At 51.0% G+C, this 14,639-nt stretch carries 11 protein-coding genes and 3 CRISPR repeat arrays; of the genes, 8 read left to right on the forward strand and 3 right to left on the reverse strand.

Going from position 1 to position 14,639, the window contains the following annotated elements:
- Window positions 1-7 precede the first annotated feature (7 nt).
- The 8 genes from VB780_RS03435 (at window position 8) to VB780_RS03470 (ending at window position 6,726) form a co-directional block, all read left to right on the forward strand.
- Entirely contained in the window at window positions 8-2,338 is a 2,331-nt protein-coding gene (locus tag VB780_RS03435; protein ID WP_323349739.1) for a peptidoglycan-binding protein, read from the forward strand.
- 17 nt (window positions 2,339-2,355) lie between these two features.
- The gene (locus VB780_RS03440; RefSeq protein ID WP_323349740.1) at window positions 2,356-2,544 is read left to right on the forward strand and encodes a hypothetical protein; all 189 of its coding nucleotides are present in this window, start codon (window positions 2,356-2,358) and stop codon (window positions 2,542-2,544) included.
- A gap of 136 nt (window positions 2,545-2,680) precedes the next feature.
- Window positions 2,681-3,091, forward strand: coding sequence for a hypothetical protein (locus VB780_RS03445; RefSeq protein WP_323349741.1), 411 nt, complete (start codon window positions 2,681-2,683; stop codon window positions 3,089-3,091).
- Window positions 3,088-3,327, forward strand: a complete 240-nt coding sequence (locus VB780_RS03450; RefSeq protein ID WP_323349742.1) for a hypothetical protein — start codon at window positions 3,088-3,090, stop codon at window positions 3,325-3,327. The genes VB780_RS03445 and VB780_RS03450 overlap by 4 nt, the downstream gene beginning before the upstream one ends.
- Before the next feature lie 174 nt (window positions 3,328-3,501).
- Window positions 3,502-4,494 (forward strand): hypothetical protein, encoded by a 993-nt coding sequence (locus VB780_RS03455; protein WP_323349743.1) that lies wholly within the window; start codon window positions 3,502-3,504, stop codon window positions 4,492-4,494.
- 123 nt (window positions 4,495-4,617) lie between these two features.
- Window positions 4,618-5,142, forward strand: a complete 525-nt coding sequence (locus tag VB780_RS03460; RefSeq protein WP_323349744.1) for a DUF4230 domain-containing protein — start codon at window positions 4,618-4,620, stop codon at window positions 5,140-5,142.
- A 193-nt stretch (window positions 5,143-5,335) separates the two neighbouring features.
- Entirely contained in the window at window positions 5,336-6,382 is a 1,047-nt protein-coding gene (locus VB780_RS03465) for a hypothetical protein (protein ID WP_323349745.1), read from the forward strand.
- 50 nt (window positions 6,383-6,432) lie between these two features.
- Complete coding sequence (locus VB780_RS03470; RefSeq protein WP_323349746.1) at window positions 6,433-6,726, forward strand: hypothetical protein; 294 nt, start codon at window positions 6,433-6,435, stop codon at window positions 6,724-6,726.
- Window positions 6,727-6,871: 145 nt separating this feature from the next.
- A CRISPR array of direct repeats spans window positions 6,872-8,514; the repeat unit is 36 nt; unit sequence GTTTCCATTCAATTAGTTTCCCCAGCGAGTGGGGAG.
- Window positions 8,515-8,646: 132 nt separating this feature from the next.
- A CRISPR array of direct repeats spans window positions 8,647-9,622; the repeat unit is 36 nt; unit sequence GTTTCCATTCAATTAGTTTCCCCAGCGAGTGGGGAG.
- 115 nt (window positions 9,623-9,737) lie between these two features.
- A CRISPR array of direct repeats spans window positions 9,738-11,009; the repeat unit is 36 nt; unit sequence GTTTCCATTCAATTAGTTTCCCCAGCGAGTGGGGAG.
- A gap of 34 nt (window positions 11,010-11,043) precedes the next feature.
- Here the strand turns inward: VB780_RS03470 and VB780_RS03475 are convergent.
- Genes VB780_RS03475 through VB780_RS03485 form a run of 3 tightly spaced genes read right to left on the reverse strand, consistent with a single transcriptional unit; the run spans window position 11,044 to window position 14,638 of the window.
- Window positions 11,044-12,483, reverse strand: coding sequence for a hypothetical protein (locus VB780_RS03475; RefSeq protein WP_323349747.1), 1,440 nt, complete (start codon window positions 12,481-12,483; stop codon window positions 11,044-11,046).
- Window positions 12,484-12,510: 27 nt separating this feature from the next.
- The gene (locus tag VB780_RS03480) at window positions 12,511-14,202 is read right to left on the reverse strand and encodes a hypothetical protein (RefSeq protein WP_323349748.1); all 1,692 of its coding nucleotides are present in this window, start codon (window positions 14,200-14,202) and stop codon (window positions 12,511-12,513) included.
- Entirely contained in the window at window positions 14,195-14,638 is a 444-nt protein-coding gene (locus VB780_RS03485; RefSeq protein ID WP_323349749.1) for a hypothetical protein, read from the reverse strand. Before VB780_RS03485 ends, VB780_RS03480 begins: the two co-directional genes overlap by 8 nt.
- Window position 14,639: the final 1 nt, after the last annotated feature.

Below are 14,639 nucleotides of genomic sequence, written 5' to 3' on the forward strand. Positions count from 1 at the left end.
GCACGTTGTGCTAGAAGTTTTCGCCCAAACTGAATACGAAGCAAACTTTGAAGTTTACGGTGGTCGTGACCTCGACCCTGACCTCGATGCAAAGGTCAAAAAAGCTGGTCGTGGCGCTGCTACCCTAACCGTCGCTGCGGCGATGGTGTCCGGTATTAACTTCTGCGGTGGTACTCCTTCTGCAAGCGCCAGTGAAGGTAGCGGTGTCCTCCACACTGAAGTTCAGCAGAACCCTGTTAACAAGCTGCTGCGCGATGCTGTCAAAGCTACTGTCAAGCGTGATGCCAACGGTAATCCTCAGATTGTTGAAGCTGAAGCTCCTGTTCCAGCTGCTGAGGTTGTGGGGGCTGAGCCCGCTGCTAAAGTTCCTCAACCTGATGTTCAACCGCTCGCTAAAGAAGCTGACGCTCCTGGTGCTGGTGACCTGGTTCGTGGTTTCGTCAAAGGTTCTTTGAATCTGATTGACCGCGACGCTGAGCCTCTGACTGCGCCCCAGATTGGTGGTGAAGAGGTTAAAGGTACCGAAGGTGATGTACAGGCTGCTTCTAATGAGCAAGCTGCTGACAAGCCGGTGGCCACCGAGCACAACATCCATGACATCGACATCACACAGTACAAATTCGCGGACATGTCGGACTCCAACTGGGTCTTCTTGGCTCAGAAGAAGTTGAATCACCTGGGCTATGAACTTCCTGTTACTGGGAACTTCGGGCCTTTGACGAAGACTGCGATCATGAGGTTTCAGTTCGACCACGGTCTGGTCGCTGATGGTGTCGTGGGTATGGCTACTAAGCAAGCGTTGATGGATGGGATGGTTCCTGCCGAGGGCGATCGTATCAACCAGCGCAAGCCTCTGGTTCTCTGGAGTGCCGAGGAGATTCTCTCTGGTGAAGACCTTCACAACGGTCGTGGTAGAGACAAAGCTTCCTACATCAACGGTATTCCCGTAATTTCGCATCAATACCAGCGGGATTTGGGGAACGGGCCTCGTCCTCACCGCGGTGTTGACCTCCCCTTCGCTAAGGGTCATAAAATCCTGGCTGTGGGTACTGCGGCTAAAGTCTGGTATGACGCTGCTGGCGGCGGTTTGGTCATCGAGCAGACTCACCCCAGTATGCCTGGCAGTTTGATTCAGGTTCTTCACTGTAACTCTGCTTTTGGTAAGAGCTGGACTTACTACCGTGACAACGGTAAGCAAACCTTTGAGGTTGACCCCGCTGAGGTTGGTCGCAAGATTATCGGTGAGGTGGGTAACACCGGCATCGGTCAGGGTGCCCACTCTCACATCGGTGTGAAGATGCTTGACGGTAAGCGCTACGGTCAGCAGGTTCAATCGGGCGCTGAGAACTTCATCCTGGTTCGTTCCACCCTGCCTCACCTTTTGCACTGGGGATTCGAGGAGGACATCCACGTTGCGATGGGGCCTCCCGCGTTCAAAGACCACGGCAATCGTCTTGATGTTGCTGCTGTTCCTAACGTCAGTGACATCCAGGCTCTTAAGGGTGAAGTCGTTGCAGCTCCCTTGGAAGCGCCTGCTCCTGTTGAAGTTCAAGCTGAGGCCCCTGCGTCCGCTCCTGAAGCTAGTGGTGAGTACATCCCCTTTGGCGGGCGGGTTTCTGAGAACGCTGCCGAGCGCGTAATGGCTGACCCCAAAGGTGCTGCTTCTCTCGTTGATGTCGCCCGTCACATGGGTTTAGACCCGATTGAGTTTGTGGCTTTGATGTCTTGGGAAAGTGGTGGGACTCTAAATCCCAACGCAATGGGCGGTGATCGTGATGAGTATAAAGGCCTAATCCAGTTTTCTCCTAGCAACGCCATAAAGTACGGGGTTGAGGGTCAAATCTCCATCAGCGAAATGGCTCCTGCTGTCATGGAGTATCTGATTGATCGTGGGTTCCGCCCTGGTGAGCACGACATCAGACACGCCTACTCCGCGATTCTCGTTGGCACTGCTCGTGAAGACTACCGTCACCCTAAGACTGGGAAGCTTGCTTGGGATATTCCCGACAGCAATACTACCACCGTTCGAAACGCTCATAAGTATTTCCAGGGTGGTGCACATCACGAGCGGGCGCGGTCTTTCCTCGAAGCTAGCCTGGGTTCCGTTCCTACTAAGCCCGTGCCCCAAGAAGTGATTGTTGAAGAGCCTCCCGCTGAGGTTCCTGAGGTATCTGCTATTGACCCCGCATCTGCCAAAGAAGGAGCTCCTGCTGCTCATTTCTATGGTGAGGAAATCGAGCTTGAACCCCTTGATGACGAGCCGCCTGCCCCCGGCCTCTTTGGACGATTGGGTCGGGCGTTTACTCAGCCTAGCGGACAATCTTTCCAGCCTAAATAACAAGGACTCATCTACCAATGTTCAATCAATTGAAAACAATTCAAGTTCTGGTTCCCGCGGTCGCCCTAGGTTTTTGTCTGGGGTTGCCGCTGAGCCTAGAAATCGAAGCCGACCGCCGATTTCTGGTCTACACAGTTTATGGTCACACGGCAGTTCGCCTAAGAATTGCGGATGCCAGACGTTCTATCAATCCGCAGTTCTTTTAAGCTCAGAAAAAATCTAGCTAGGGGCTCCATCCGGGGCCTTTTTATTAGATAGAAAATATATGGGTTGAACAGACTTTGCTGGCATCAAATTGATAGTGTTCCAACATGAAACAAAAGGGATAACCCCCGAGGATTTATGGAAAATAACCCAACTCAAATTGTCGTCCACGAAGGTCAAGAAATTAGTGTTTCAGCTGAGGTTGCCGCTCTCATTCAACAGGCCGCGGCCCTTGCTGCTCAAGAGGCTCTACGCAATGCTGGCCTCGCTGCCAACGGCGCATCAAGAGGACTTGGTTCAGTCGCCAAAGGCGCTACTGTCGGTGTTGGCAAAATAATCTCAGACACTGTCGCTGAAGTAAAAACTGACCTAAAGAATGACCCTAAGCGGTTTCGGATTGGTGTTCAGCGCATGGTCTTCGCCTGCGGGTTGACTGGTTTTCTCTGCCTATTCACTGGCGTTGCGATCGGTTTGGGCGACCCTGCTCACCAAGTTCAAATCTCGCCCGCTGAACATGCAACTCAAACCGTCGAGGAAGCAGCAAAATGAAAACCCAGAAATTTATCGCTTACACCGCCCTTGGTGTTGCCTCAGCTCTAACCGTTGGTTGTAATCAGCCCGGACAAGCTAATCTCGATGCCGTCGATAGTCTTAATGACCAACAGACCGCTGAGGTCATCACAGTTAGAGATGGTGGTGACTCCGGTGATGTAGAGGGCTGGAGCGCTGAGCAAGAGCTGGCCCTAGACACCCTCAGTGCTGGCTACTTCAGCACTAAGAAATAATCCCAACTCCCTGGAAATCGAAACAATGAAACTCATCCAACTCCTATTCGTAGGTCTAGCCGCTGGTCGAACCCTAGAACAAATCGAAGAATCCCGTCGCGCGTTCGGTTAATAAGTTCTAATGGTCTCGCTCATTCCTGGTCGGGACTTCCCCATATATAAGGCTATAAGAAAGTGTCAAACTCCCTTCTGCATGTCGTCTTCTCGTCTGGTCTCCTAGCTCTAGCCCTCACCAGCCATCAGAAAGAACCTGAGTTCCATCCCATATTGCCCTCTCCTGAGACCCTAGACGCGCTCGTTAATGTCTCCATCACCGCTGTAAAGACCATTCACTTGGGGACTGACCCGAGTGTTCTAGACCTACATGATGCCAATGTTTTGTCGGTTAGCGATAAGTTCAAAGGCCCCGGCTGGGATGGGATGTTCCAAAGCATTGCTATCCAAGATTTAGCTTTGGGTCATCGCCTGCGCCTGGTTGTGGACTTTCTCAACGAGAACGTAATTGTCACCTTGGGATTTGATAGTCGTCTGCTGACTGAGAACGAATTCCAGTTGGGTGTCGCTCAATTCCTCGATGAACATCCAACCCGTGGTGCTGACGAGTTGACTGAAGGGTTGATGCGCGATGGGGGTGATGAAGTCTTCCAATCTCAGATGAGTGCCCTACTGCCCATCGATGATGGGGCCTTTGACGAGAACCTGGGCCATACCTCTGGAATGTTTAAGGCTACCGTTCTGAATCTGTCAGCCCAGCAGGAGGATGGTGAGTTCAATGTTGAGGTGACTGAGATTGAAGAACTCCTGAAGAGTCTAGATAAGAAACAAAATAAGTTCCAGCGAACCGTGAAGCGCGATCGCCTGGCCAAAGAACTTCTACCTTGGACTCTCGCTGCTGAATCTGGTGAGGGTACTGACTTGGCTTTGTTGCTGACTCTTTTGCATGAAGCGGGTCATCAGGTCTACGCTAAGGCCGCTAAGAACTTTCCCAATGATGTGGCTGGCTACGTGCCGGTGAAGCAGAATGTCTCCAGGTATGGACTGGCAACGAGCGGCGAGGCTTTTGGAGAAGGTTTTGTCTGGTTCATCCTTGACCCCGCTGGTATGAAAGATGAAGCTCCTGAGTACTTCGCCTGGGTTGAGAAGTGTTGGGAGCTGGCTAATAAGTAAATGTTCTCCCCTATCAAAAGAGTCATAACCCTCTCAGTATCTATTCCGCTCGTCGTAGGAGGGTTTCTATCAGCTGCTGTAGCGTTCGGTCAGCCTAAAGATCAATCCTTTAAGACAACCTCGGTGGCCCTGCCCCAGCTGGTCAATAGTCATTTTAATATAGACACCAGAGAAATTCTCGTTGCAGCCATCAGCGAGCGCGTGGAAGCTCCTACGGCTAAAGAGGATTATGAGTTCGATGTTCCCGCGCAGATTGTTAGCTATGTCAGCGGTGAGAAGGTTGGGGATGTCCTGGTAGGTTATAAAGCTGTTGGCTCTGTCACAGCTCAAGTAGACTTCGATGCGATACAAGCTGACAGCATCCGAATCGAGGATGGTCAAACAATACTGACCCTGCCGCCCGCTCAGTTTGTTGATGGCTTTCTAGATGTTACTGACGTTGGTCTAGCTGAGGAAGCTAGGGAGAAGCTAGCTGGCCATATCGGTTTCACATTGATGATGGAAGCCCAACGCAGCGGGCAAGGCCAGATGCTTGAGCAAGCCTGCGACGGTTCTCTCTTCTACGAAGCGAACGAAGAGGCCGCAAAAGTTCTCCAGACCTTCGTTGATTCAGTAGAAGTTTCTGAGTCCACCTGCGAGCTCAATTGAGTTTTCATTACTTAAAAAGCTTCGGTTCTCACACCAATGGTTGAACAGTCTTGCTGAGATAAAATTGGTACACTTGGGACAAGTTTGGTTTAAATGATCCAAATCTGGCGCATTCAACTAAGAGAATATGACGCACAAAACCGCCGCAACATGCTCGATAAATTGTAAAACTCAATCAAGGACTCAAGACTCAATGCAACAGCTAATCATCGGATTCGACCCTGGCAACCACTGGACTAAAGTCTGTGTTAAGACACCTGACGGAAAGCTAGAGAAGATTGTTATTCCTTCTTCGTTAGCTACTAACCAGAATAGTATTGTTCAAGAAGAGAGCTCCGACAGCTTCACTCTATTCACCGATCCTGAGAAGGATAACAGCCGCGAGTTTTTCAAATCTTGGAGTACGAATCCGGTCTACAACCCCTTTCAGGTAATTGTGGGTGACCCCAGCGGTAATGGCAAGCCTCGTTACGCATTTCCAATGCTAGTCTCTGCAATCTGGCCATATATACAGAATGGGGACTGCCTGAAGGTCGTAGTTAGTGTCCATGACAAAAGTGCCTATGGTCAAGCTATGAAAGAGGGTTTAGATGGCGTCCATAGTGTTACCTACACCTCAGCTGATGAGAAGCAAGAAACCAAAACCTTTTGTATCAGCGTTCTGAATGTTGTCTACGAAAGCGCTGGGGTTGTCCTTGGGCAGGAGAGCCGTCCGTTAAAGTCTTTTATTCTCGACATTGGCGGCGGCACTGTTTTGGCAATTCCCATGAACAAAGCGCGCCTTGCCCTTGACTCTGTAATCGAGCTTCCTCACAGCGGTGTTAAAGCCTTGCTCGGGAACTTGACCGTCTGTAATGAACTCAAAGCTCTGATTCGCTCTGATGCGGCTATGGCTCCCCACTACGCGCGGGTCATGTCTAACGAGGGTTTGATGTCCATGCTCAAGAACAAAGGGATCGCTACCGTAGGGAAGATTAAACTCGACTGCCGCGATGTGCTCGCACCTGTGGCCACCCGCTGGCTGAATAGCCTGGAGAGCGAATTGCACCAGAGCCTGTCGGCCAGCTACTTAAACGAGCCTGGGCGGACACTACTGCTCTCTGGTGGTGGCTCCCTCGTTCCTGGGGTTAAGGAATGGGCCTCAGGTCTTGGCTTCAAGACTGTCTCTGACCCCCAATTCGCGAATGCCCTAGGTTTGCACTCTCTCGCACAAGAACTATCCCAAAAGGTGGCCGCATAATGACAACTTCAAATTCCAAGCCCAAAGCCCGTAGAAAAAGCACTAAGCGAGTGGAACGGAACACCGTTCGTGTCTCGACTCAAAAAGGACTGATTGCTAAAGCCCGCGAGGTTCTTGGCGAAGCTGGAAGTGCTCTCAGTGATTCTGAACTGCTGAACTACGCTTTGATTAGCTTCATCCAGAAATCAAGCACTCATGCTGAATTAGCCCCAACGGTTCAGATGGTTCCTCATACGGTGGTTCCCCACCAATCCGTACCTGTCGTCATCCATCAGCCCACGCCTACGCTCGCGCCCGCGCTTGATGAGGATGGCCTAAGTGATGATGATTGGGGTGTTGACTGACCCTGAGGCATCAAGAGCACCCCCCATCAGCTCCTTTAAATTTATCTCAACTACCTACGCGCGTAGTATTCATAGCTTCACTGGTTCCTTGGTGACTCTGTCTGGAGCAGTAGCGACAACCCGCAAGCTGCGCGACCCGCGCCATGGTTCTATTCAATTAGTTTTCCCAGCGAGTGGGTTGTTCAGCACCATATGAAATGCACAAAAACGAAGAATATGGTGAAGTGTTTCCATTCAATTAGTTTCCTCAGCGAGTGAGGACGTTACATTGCAGAAATGGTTTTTGAGACTTTTGTAGTCTGGGAGTTTCCATTCAATTAGTTTCCCTAGCGAGTGGGGAGCATCAGGCCGCTTAAAACCCGTGTCAGGCGATGCAAAGTTGTTTCCATTCAATTGGTTTCCCCAGCGAGTGGGGAGAACTCAGAGAGGTTGACGGTCATCTTAGGATCATTCGCTGGTAGTTTCCATTCAATTAGTTTCCCCAGCGAGTGGGGAGCAGGCGTTGAGCGATGCCCTTGACGAGTACCAGGAGATTTCCATTCAATTAGTTTCCCCAGCGAGTGGGGAGACAACATCTGGGTCAACCTCTGCCACTACTGGGAGAAGCAGTTTCCATTCAATTAGTTTCCCCAGCGAGCGGGGAGCCACTGCGACGGCACTACGGTTTGGCCGTAAGCTGCAAACTGCGACGGGTAAGGTTCCATTCAATTAGTTTCCCCAGCGAGTGGGGAGCAGGTGGTGCGGCGGCGGTGGAGTGAGTGCAGGGGGCGGTTTCCATTCAATTAGTTTCCCCAGCGAGTGGGGAGATACCTTGTTGCCTTGGGGAGCATTTCTAGTTCATAAGTTTCCATTCAATTAGTTTCCCCAGCGAGTGGGGAGGTCACTACAATCACCCCGAGCACGGCGATGGCATTGTGTTTCCATTCAATTAGTTTCCCCAGCGAGTGGGGAGAACTCAAACCTGGAGCTTTGTGTTTTTTCACACTAAGTTAATTAAGTTTCCATTCAATTAGTTTCCCCAGCGAGTGGGGAGAAAAATATTTTTCTTTAGGCGCGATCGGTCGGAGCCTGGTTTCCATTCAATTAGTTTCCCCAGCGAGTGGGGAGTCTGGGTAGATAACAACGGTTCACTTGCTGACCTTGAGTTTCCATTCAATTAGTTTTCCCAGCGAGTGGGGAGTTGTTACGGGTGGGGAGAACCTTTCGGATTCAGCCATCTACGAGTTTCCATTCAATTAGTTTCCCCAGCGAGTGGGGAGATACAGCCTGGTGATTGTTTTTCCTTCCTGAGGTTCGGGGACGTTTCCATTCAATTAGTTTCCCCAGCGAGTGGGGAGTTACCAGGTATCGAAAGCGGTTGAAAGCACTAAAGTAACGTTTCCATTCAATTAGTTTCCCCAGCGAGTGGGGAGCTTGGGGTTAAGTACACTTCATTCTGGCTCTACCTTAGAGTTTCCATTCAATTAGTTTCCCCAGCGAGTGGGGAGGATCGCATCAAGTACACCACCACCGGTTCCGTTAACCTGGAGTTTCCATTCAATTAGTTTCCCCAGCGAGTGGGGAGCCACTTGCTCCCGGCCGTCGCCGGGGATGTGGCTGTAGTTTCCATTCAATTAGTTTCCCCAGCGAGTGGGGAGACCCGGTGAGCTACCGACAGCCGAGCCGGTTTGATGAGTTTCCATTCAATTAGTTTCCCCAGCGAGTGGGGAGACGATTCTGACTGACCCCAACATTCTGGCCAATTATGCTGTGTTTCCATTCAATTAGTTTCCCCAGCGAGTGGGGAGTTTAGGTTCGAAAGAGAAGACGTTGCTAAGACTTGGGTTGGTTTCCAATCAATGTACTCCCCAGCGAGTGGGGAGGTAGCGACCCATGGCCCATGACCTACGCCACAGAGCAAGACTTCATCGACCGCTTCGGGTTTCCATTCAATTAGTTTCCCCAACGAGTGGGGAGTCGAAAGAGAAGCCATTGCCGCCAATGTTGCACCTTCTAGTGTATGCAATGAAGTTTCCATTCAATTAGTTTCCCCAGCGAGTGGGGAGATCCCGGATGGCGCTGTGGGGTTGTTTCCCTGCAAGACCAGCAGTTTCCATTCAATTAGTTTCCCCAGCGAGTGGGGAGTCGATGCTGTCGCAAAAATCCATCCTTTAATGGATTCTGTTTCCATTCAATTAGTTTCCCCAGCGAGTGGGGAGCCCACTGTGGCCGCTAAGCAACTGCCCGTAGACGAATAGTTTCCATTCAATTAGTTTCCCCAGCGAGTGGGGAGTATTACGGCTCTAGCAAGGGTGTAATTTTTAGGGGTTTTGAGAAGTTTCCATTCAATTAGTTTCCCCAGCGAGTGGGGAGAACAACACTGTTTGGAGTGCCCCGCTTATGTTGCTGACGGGTTTCCATTCAATTAGTTTCCCCAGCGAGTGGGGAGTGGGTAGAGATTTTGCTTACGGCCAAAAAGCCGAGCAAAATGTTTCCATTCAATTAGTTTCCCCAGCGAGTGGGGAGCCCACGACGAAAACGCCCTGCTACTCAGCGCCTACCGGGCGGAGTTTCCATTCAATTAGTTTCCCCAGCGAGTGGGGAGCCAGAGCATGATTGACTACGAAGCCGCAGAACCCCTGATCGAGTTTCCATTCAATTAGTTTCCCCAGCGAGTGGGGAGTTGGCAATCTTTCCTCCCTTTGAATGTGATCTGTTAGCCACGTTTCCATTCAATTAGTTTCCCCAGCGAGTGGGGAGCAAAAGCTCCGTACTGTGGTGAAAACCACTGGCGCTAAAGTTGAGTTTCCATTTAATTAGTTTCCCCAGCGAGTGGGGAGACATCTACAACGGCTACTCTGTGGCTCGCCTGGCTGGCATGTTTCCATTCAATTAGTTTCCCCAGCGAGTGGGGAGTAAAACCTACGCTCACGACTTCATTGCGCTACACGATGATGGTTTCCATTCAATTAGTTTCCCAGCGAGTGGGGAGTGGGTAGCGATTGGCTTCTGTTCTGGAAAAATGCCCGTATGTTTCCATTCAATTAGTTTCCCCAGCGAGTGGGGAGCCACCATTGAGGTGCTGCGGGCCAAGTCCAGCATCCGCTGCCAGATGTTTCCATTCAATTAGTTTCCCCAGCGAGTGGGGAGTTCTCACGATAATACTCCGGAATCACAGTTCGACTTTTGGGTTTCCATTCAATTAGTTTCCCCAGCGAGTGGGGAGCTGTGGTATTGGAGCCTCCACTATTGGTGAGAAGGTTCCTCCAAGTTTCCATTCAATTAGTTTCCCCAGCGAGTGGGGAGGATTGATGCTCTTAGCAAACATGGGTACACAGTAAACGATCTGTTTCCATTCAATTAGTTTCCCCAGCGAGTGGGGAGAACCTGGCAGAATCCACTCAACATCTCATGACCGCTCAACAGTTTCCATTCAATTAGTTTCCCCAGCGAGTGGGGAGAAGGTGCAAATCTGGTTCACGCGAAAGCTTGATGATCAGTTTCCATTCAATTAGTTTCCCCAGCGAGTGGGGAGGACCCGAAGCTTAGCCACCTTGAGTACCCTTGTACCACCAGTTGGCAATTGTTTCCATTCAATTAGTTTCCCTAGCGAGTGGGGAGGGTTGTACCGAGATTCAGACTTCGCGGCTTCAATCTCGAGTTTCCATTCAATTAGTTTCCCTAGCGAGTGGGGAGGGCTGGCATGGCGTGGTGAAGGAGATCGTAAAGCCGGTGTTTCCATTCAATTAGTTTCCCCAGCGAGTGGGGAGAAGATCACCGGCACCTGGCGGCAACCGGGGCCGGTACCGGTAGTTTCCATTCAATTAGTTTCCCCAGCGAGTGGGGAGTTGTAGTTGATAGGGCGATTCATTCCCCCGCTACAGGTTTCCATTCAATTAGTTTCCCCAGCGAGTGGGGAGACCTATTCAATTGGATGAACTACCAAGGAGTGGAACCGAAAGGTTTCCATTCAATTAGTTTCCCCAGCGAATGAGGAGCTACCAGTTCCAGGAAAAGGTAAATCTACGTATACAAAGTTTTCATTCAATTAGTTTCCCCAACGAGTGGGGAGATCCCAGGTAAGGGCAAAAGCACATACACCAAGCACTTGTTTTCATTCAATTAGTTTCCCCAGCGAGCGGGGAGTTTCGGCTCGCCATACATTCAATTCACAGATAACATCAATCGGTTTCCATTCAATTGGTTTTCCCAGCGAGTGGGGAACAGAACTTCAAGCTTGAGTCTATTTCTTTGCCTGAGGCTTACACGGTTTCATTCAATTGGTTTTCCTAGCAAGTGGGGAGTTATTTCCGAAAACATCGTCCAAGCAAATCATTCTTATAGAATGGTCTTTAAATCTTGATGGATAGTTGCCATTAAGCTGGCTGTTTGAATAGATTCAAAGTTCTGATTGGTAATAGAGTTAAGGCAGTTTAGTAATCGTTTCTGCCAAGCAGCTCTATTTTCTTTGGTGCCCCAGGCACGAAACACCTCTCTTTCATCTAAGCCTAGAAGTCTGTGGAACTGTTGATTTCGTATGCTGCTAGCCCCTTTCCAAATGATGTTGATGTTTTCGTTGTCAGAAAATTCTGGGTGAGCTGTTTCAAAAAGTTTAAATAAGCTTCCGCTATAAAGCATCAAGCCATCAGTTTTGTCTGCCAGTTCTTCTTGTAAATAAGCAGGCAAACCACTTCCTTCTCGCAAAAAGGCAACTGGAGCACCCTTTTTGTTCGCCTTGATATCTTCTTGGTAGTACCACTTGGCCCAGTCGCTCAACATACCTTCTGCCGCACGAAAGCTGTGGAACAGAGCTTCTACAGTATTGCCCTGTTCTAGCCGCACCAACGCCAAAAAAGCTGACTCGTAGCCCGCCCACCACCACTCTTCCGTTCTATCAGGTGCCTCTTGGAGTGAGGCAGCAAACTCAGCAAACTTCGCTTGGTTCCATAAAATAGCTGAGTTGAGCAAATCCTCAATTCTCCGCCCAATTGCTGGCTCTATGATTGGTATATCTTGCCTTAAGACATCCTGTACACCTGCATAGTCGTAGCGATGCAAGAGCCGTCTGGCTTCTTGCAGTCGAATGCCCCAGAGGTAAGTTGAGCTAGGAATCAGCTCTGAAGAAGTCTGAAATTCGTTGCTGACTAAAAATTGAACCTGTGAACCAAACCGGGTCAGCGTCACAAACTGCACCGCTGACGATAGCGCTGGGGTGCCCGCTTGGTGGCTTACGTAGACTGGCTTGCGTGGGGTCCAGTCTACTTGGCCAAGCAAAGCTTGGATCAGTGACAGGGTACTATCCCAATGGTCTAGGCCAGGGCAGTTGGCCTCTGGGCTTACCAAAAGGTACTGCTGGGTAGCGTCGGGTAAGGCTTGGCCCAGATAATGCCGCAGCAGGGGTTCGAGTTCGCAGGTGTCCCGCCAGTAGGGATCTTTAGGTTGGCGATCCCTCTCTCCAAACAAATTGCTTTGGTCGGTCAGCAAAACCACAATGCGCTGAGGCTGCCATTGACATTGCGCCAAGCCCTGAAGCAGAGCCTCTAGCCGAGGAAACCGCAGAGTAGCAACATGGTTTTCGATCTGGTCAGCATACACCGCTCCTAGTGCCCTAGCCGGATAGGAGAATAGCCTTTCGCCTGTTGGCGTAGACACCTCAGTCTTTAGAAACAGAGGTGACGCCAATCGTCTATCCTTGGCCCGGCGCTTCAGATCGTCCCAATGGGTGGCAGTAGACAGGAAGACATCGCTATCTCCAACGGTCAAAATCCAGGTTGTCATAGCGCGGTGTATGGGAGTAATAGGCCGCTATTGGGGCCAGAGCAGGGCAAAGTCGGTTTGCTCTTGGTTTAGGAACGTAAGAAACTGCTGAAAATCGGGGGAGTTATCAGGAAATAGCGTCAGCAGTTCCAGGTATTGACAGTCAGCGGGCATGATAGCCAGCGGTTTGCCGGTTGGGTCATCTTTGCGCTTGACCAAGCGCACCACCGGATACATGCGATGCCACAGGCGACCGATTTTGCCCATTTGCCCAGTAACTGAGGTTTTGTAGATAGAGCCTTCGGTGGTACCAGCGGAACGAATGTCCTCACGGTAGGGGCCATGGAGCCAAGCGATCGCTCTGCTATCGTCTTCATGGCCAGCTAGGCGACCCCACACCTGCACCTTGTTTGGGTGCCACGCTTCGCGCCAGTCTGTAGCCCAATCTCTGCTGGTGCGGCCTTGCATCTCTACCCACTTTTGGGCTGCGGCCCTGACCGCATTGAGGAAAGGGGTAATGTTTTCTGGCTTACGCACTTTATGGTTTTGGGTGAGCGAGTCTGCCCCCCACTGCCAATGGCACCCGATCAACGGTTTGCCTGATAGCTCAGCATAATCTTTGTGAAACAGGCGGTGGTCGGCCCGTCGCCAAGACTTACCAAACCCGCCAAAGACCATGGCAAAGTTCATCAGTGCCCTCACCAAGTTGTTTAGAGCCTGGCGCTGAGCCGTATCATCTAGCGGGCGATTGAGCATCCAGTGCAAGTCACCCTCGATATCGTAGGTCGGCTGCTCCCAGCGATCGCGCCCATAGGTGCCCATATTCACCCGGCTGGGCTGAAAGCTCATGGCCAGTAGGCCAACATCGCCCTTTCCCTTCACGCTGCCAAACAGATCATCAACTAGACGTTCGGCATTGTCTGCTGAGGTTAGACCACCAAACAGCCTTAGGGCGTGCCCCCGCAGCGCTGCACGAAAGACGTTGGGTCGAAACTCTGAGGATTTATCAATGAGCTTGGGGGCCTGCCCCTCTCCTTTAAGCCTGCATTTGAATAAAACCTCACCAGCATGGTCAGCTACCTGGCCGTAGCCCGCGCTTACTCGGCAGCCGAGGCCACCGGCTAGTGCAGTTTCCCAAATTTGCCAAATAACCTCCCATTCGGTGGGTTCTAGTTGCTGAGTGCTAGAGATGCCAAACTTTAGCTGGGGCTGGTAGAGCGAAATCTGGGCAAAGGCGCTGGTTCGTTTTTCGCGCTGCACCTGGCGCTCTTGCTGGGGGTGAATCATATCCACCAATCCCTCTGTCCAGTTAGAGCTGGTGGGGTAGCCGCCGTGGAACCTCAAAATGCCAGGCTGAAAGTCTTTACCAGGAAGTTCTTTGCCGCAGTAGCGATTAGCCTGCTCTGGGCTACACGCCTTTCGAAATGCCCCTTTCATACTGCTGCCAGGGTAAAAGGGCCATCCGTAGGCCCCAATGACAGGGCGAATAATTCCGTCGTCTTGGCCACCGTTGGTAACAAACCGCCAGTTAATTTCATAGGGTTTGTGGTTGCCGGTTTCGGGTAGCTGGGGCAGGCGATCACTGGCCTTGTCGATCCATTCATCGACCCACAGTTCTACATCTTGGGGTTCATTTGCCTTGGTGCGATCAGGGTAAATGCGCTGGAGTTGGCAACGACCATCGATCTGTGCCCGAAACATCATTGGCACTTTCTGATCAGCATTGGGGATATTAGGCATCGTCTCTAGCCCCTCCCTTATACCGCTGAGTCCACCAAATTAGGGCATCGCAGAGCTGAGCCAGCACAGCTAGAGCTACACGTTGGTCAGCCAGATCAAGCTTCCAAAGCTCTGCCGAAACTTCTTGAATAGCTTGAGTATCTGTAAACTGAACGTTCCCATTGGGGATAGTGACGCCAGTTCTGGCCATAATGCTAACAAAAGCATCCCAAGTTTCTTTCCAAAACTGAGCCTTGTTTTGTTCTTTGTCTTGCAGGCGCAGTTGCTCGCCCCAAAACCTTTCCAAACCATAAGAAACGGACATTCGCATTTTATGAGCCTGGTTAAGCGAGGCTTTTTTAGAGCGCTGTGTTGGAGGAAGTGCTTCGTCTCGCTGGCGTGCTGCCAGCACCAGCTGCTGGGCTTCTCGATCTAAACCGTAAGAGTTCCATGCCATG

It is taken from the genome of Leptolyngbya sp. CCNP1308, from assembly GCF_034932455.1.
Taxonomy (GTDB): domain Bacteria; phylum Cyanobacteriota; class Cyanobacteriia; order Phormidesmidales; family Phormidesmidaceae; genus Nodosilinea.

Coding starts and splice junctions, on each gene's coding strand:
- VB780_RS03440 (WP_323349740.1), top strand. CDS start 2,356: ATGTTCAATCAATTGAAAACAATTCAAGTTCTGGTTCCCGCGGTCGCC.
- VB780_RS03445 (WP_323349741.1), top strand. CDS start 2,681: ATGGAAAATAACCCAACTCAAATTGTCGTCCACGAAGGTCAAGAAATT.
- VB780_RS03450 (WP_323349742.1), top strand. CDS start 3,088: ATGAAAACCCAGAAATTTATCGCTTACACCGCCCTTGGTGTTGCCTCA.
- VB780_RS03465 (WP_323349745.1), top strand. CDS start 5,336: ATGCAACAGCTAATCATCGGATTCGACCCTGGCAACCACTGGACTAAA.
- VB780_RS03475 (WP_323349747.1), bottom strand. CDS start 12,483: ATGACAACCTGGATTTTGACCGTTGGAGATAGCGATGTCTTCCTGTCT.
- VB780_RS03480 (WP_323349748.1), bottom strand. CDS start 14,202: ATGCCTAATATCCCCAATGCTGATCAGAAAGTGCCAATGATGTTTCGG.
- VB780_RS03485 (WP_323349749.1), bottom strand. CDS start 14,638: ATGGCATGGAACTCTTACGGTTTAGATCGAGAAGCCCAGCAGCTGGTG.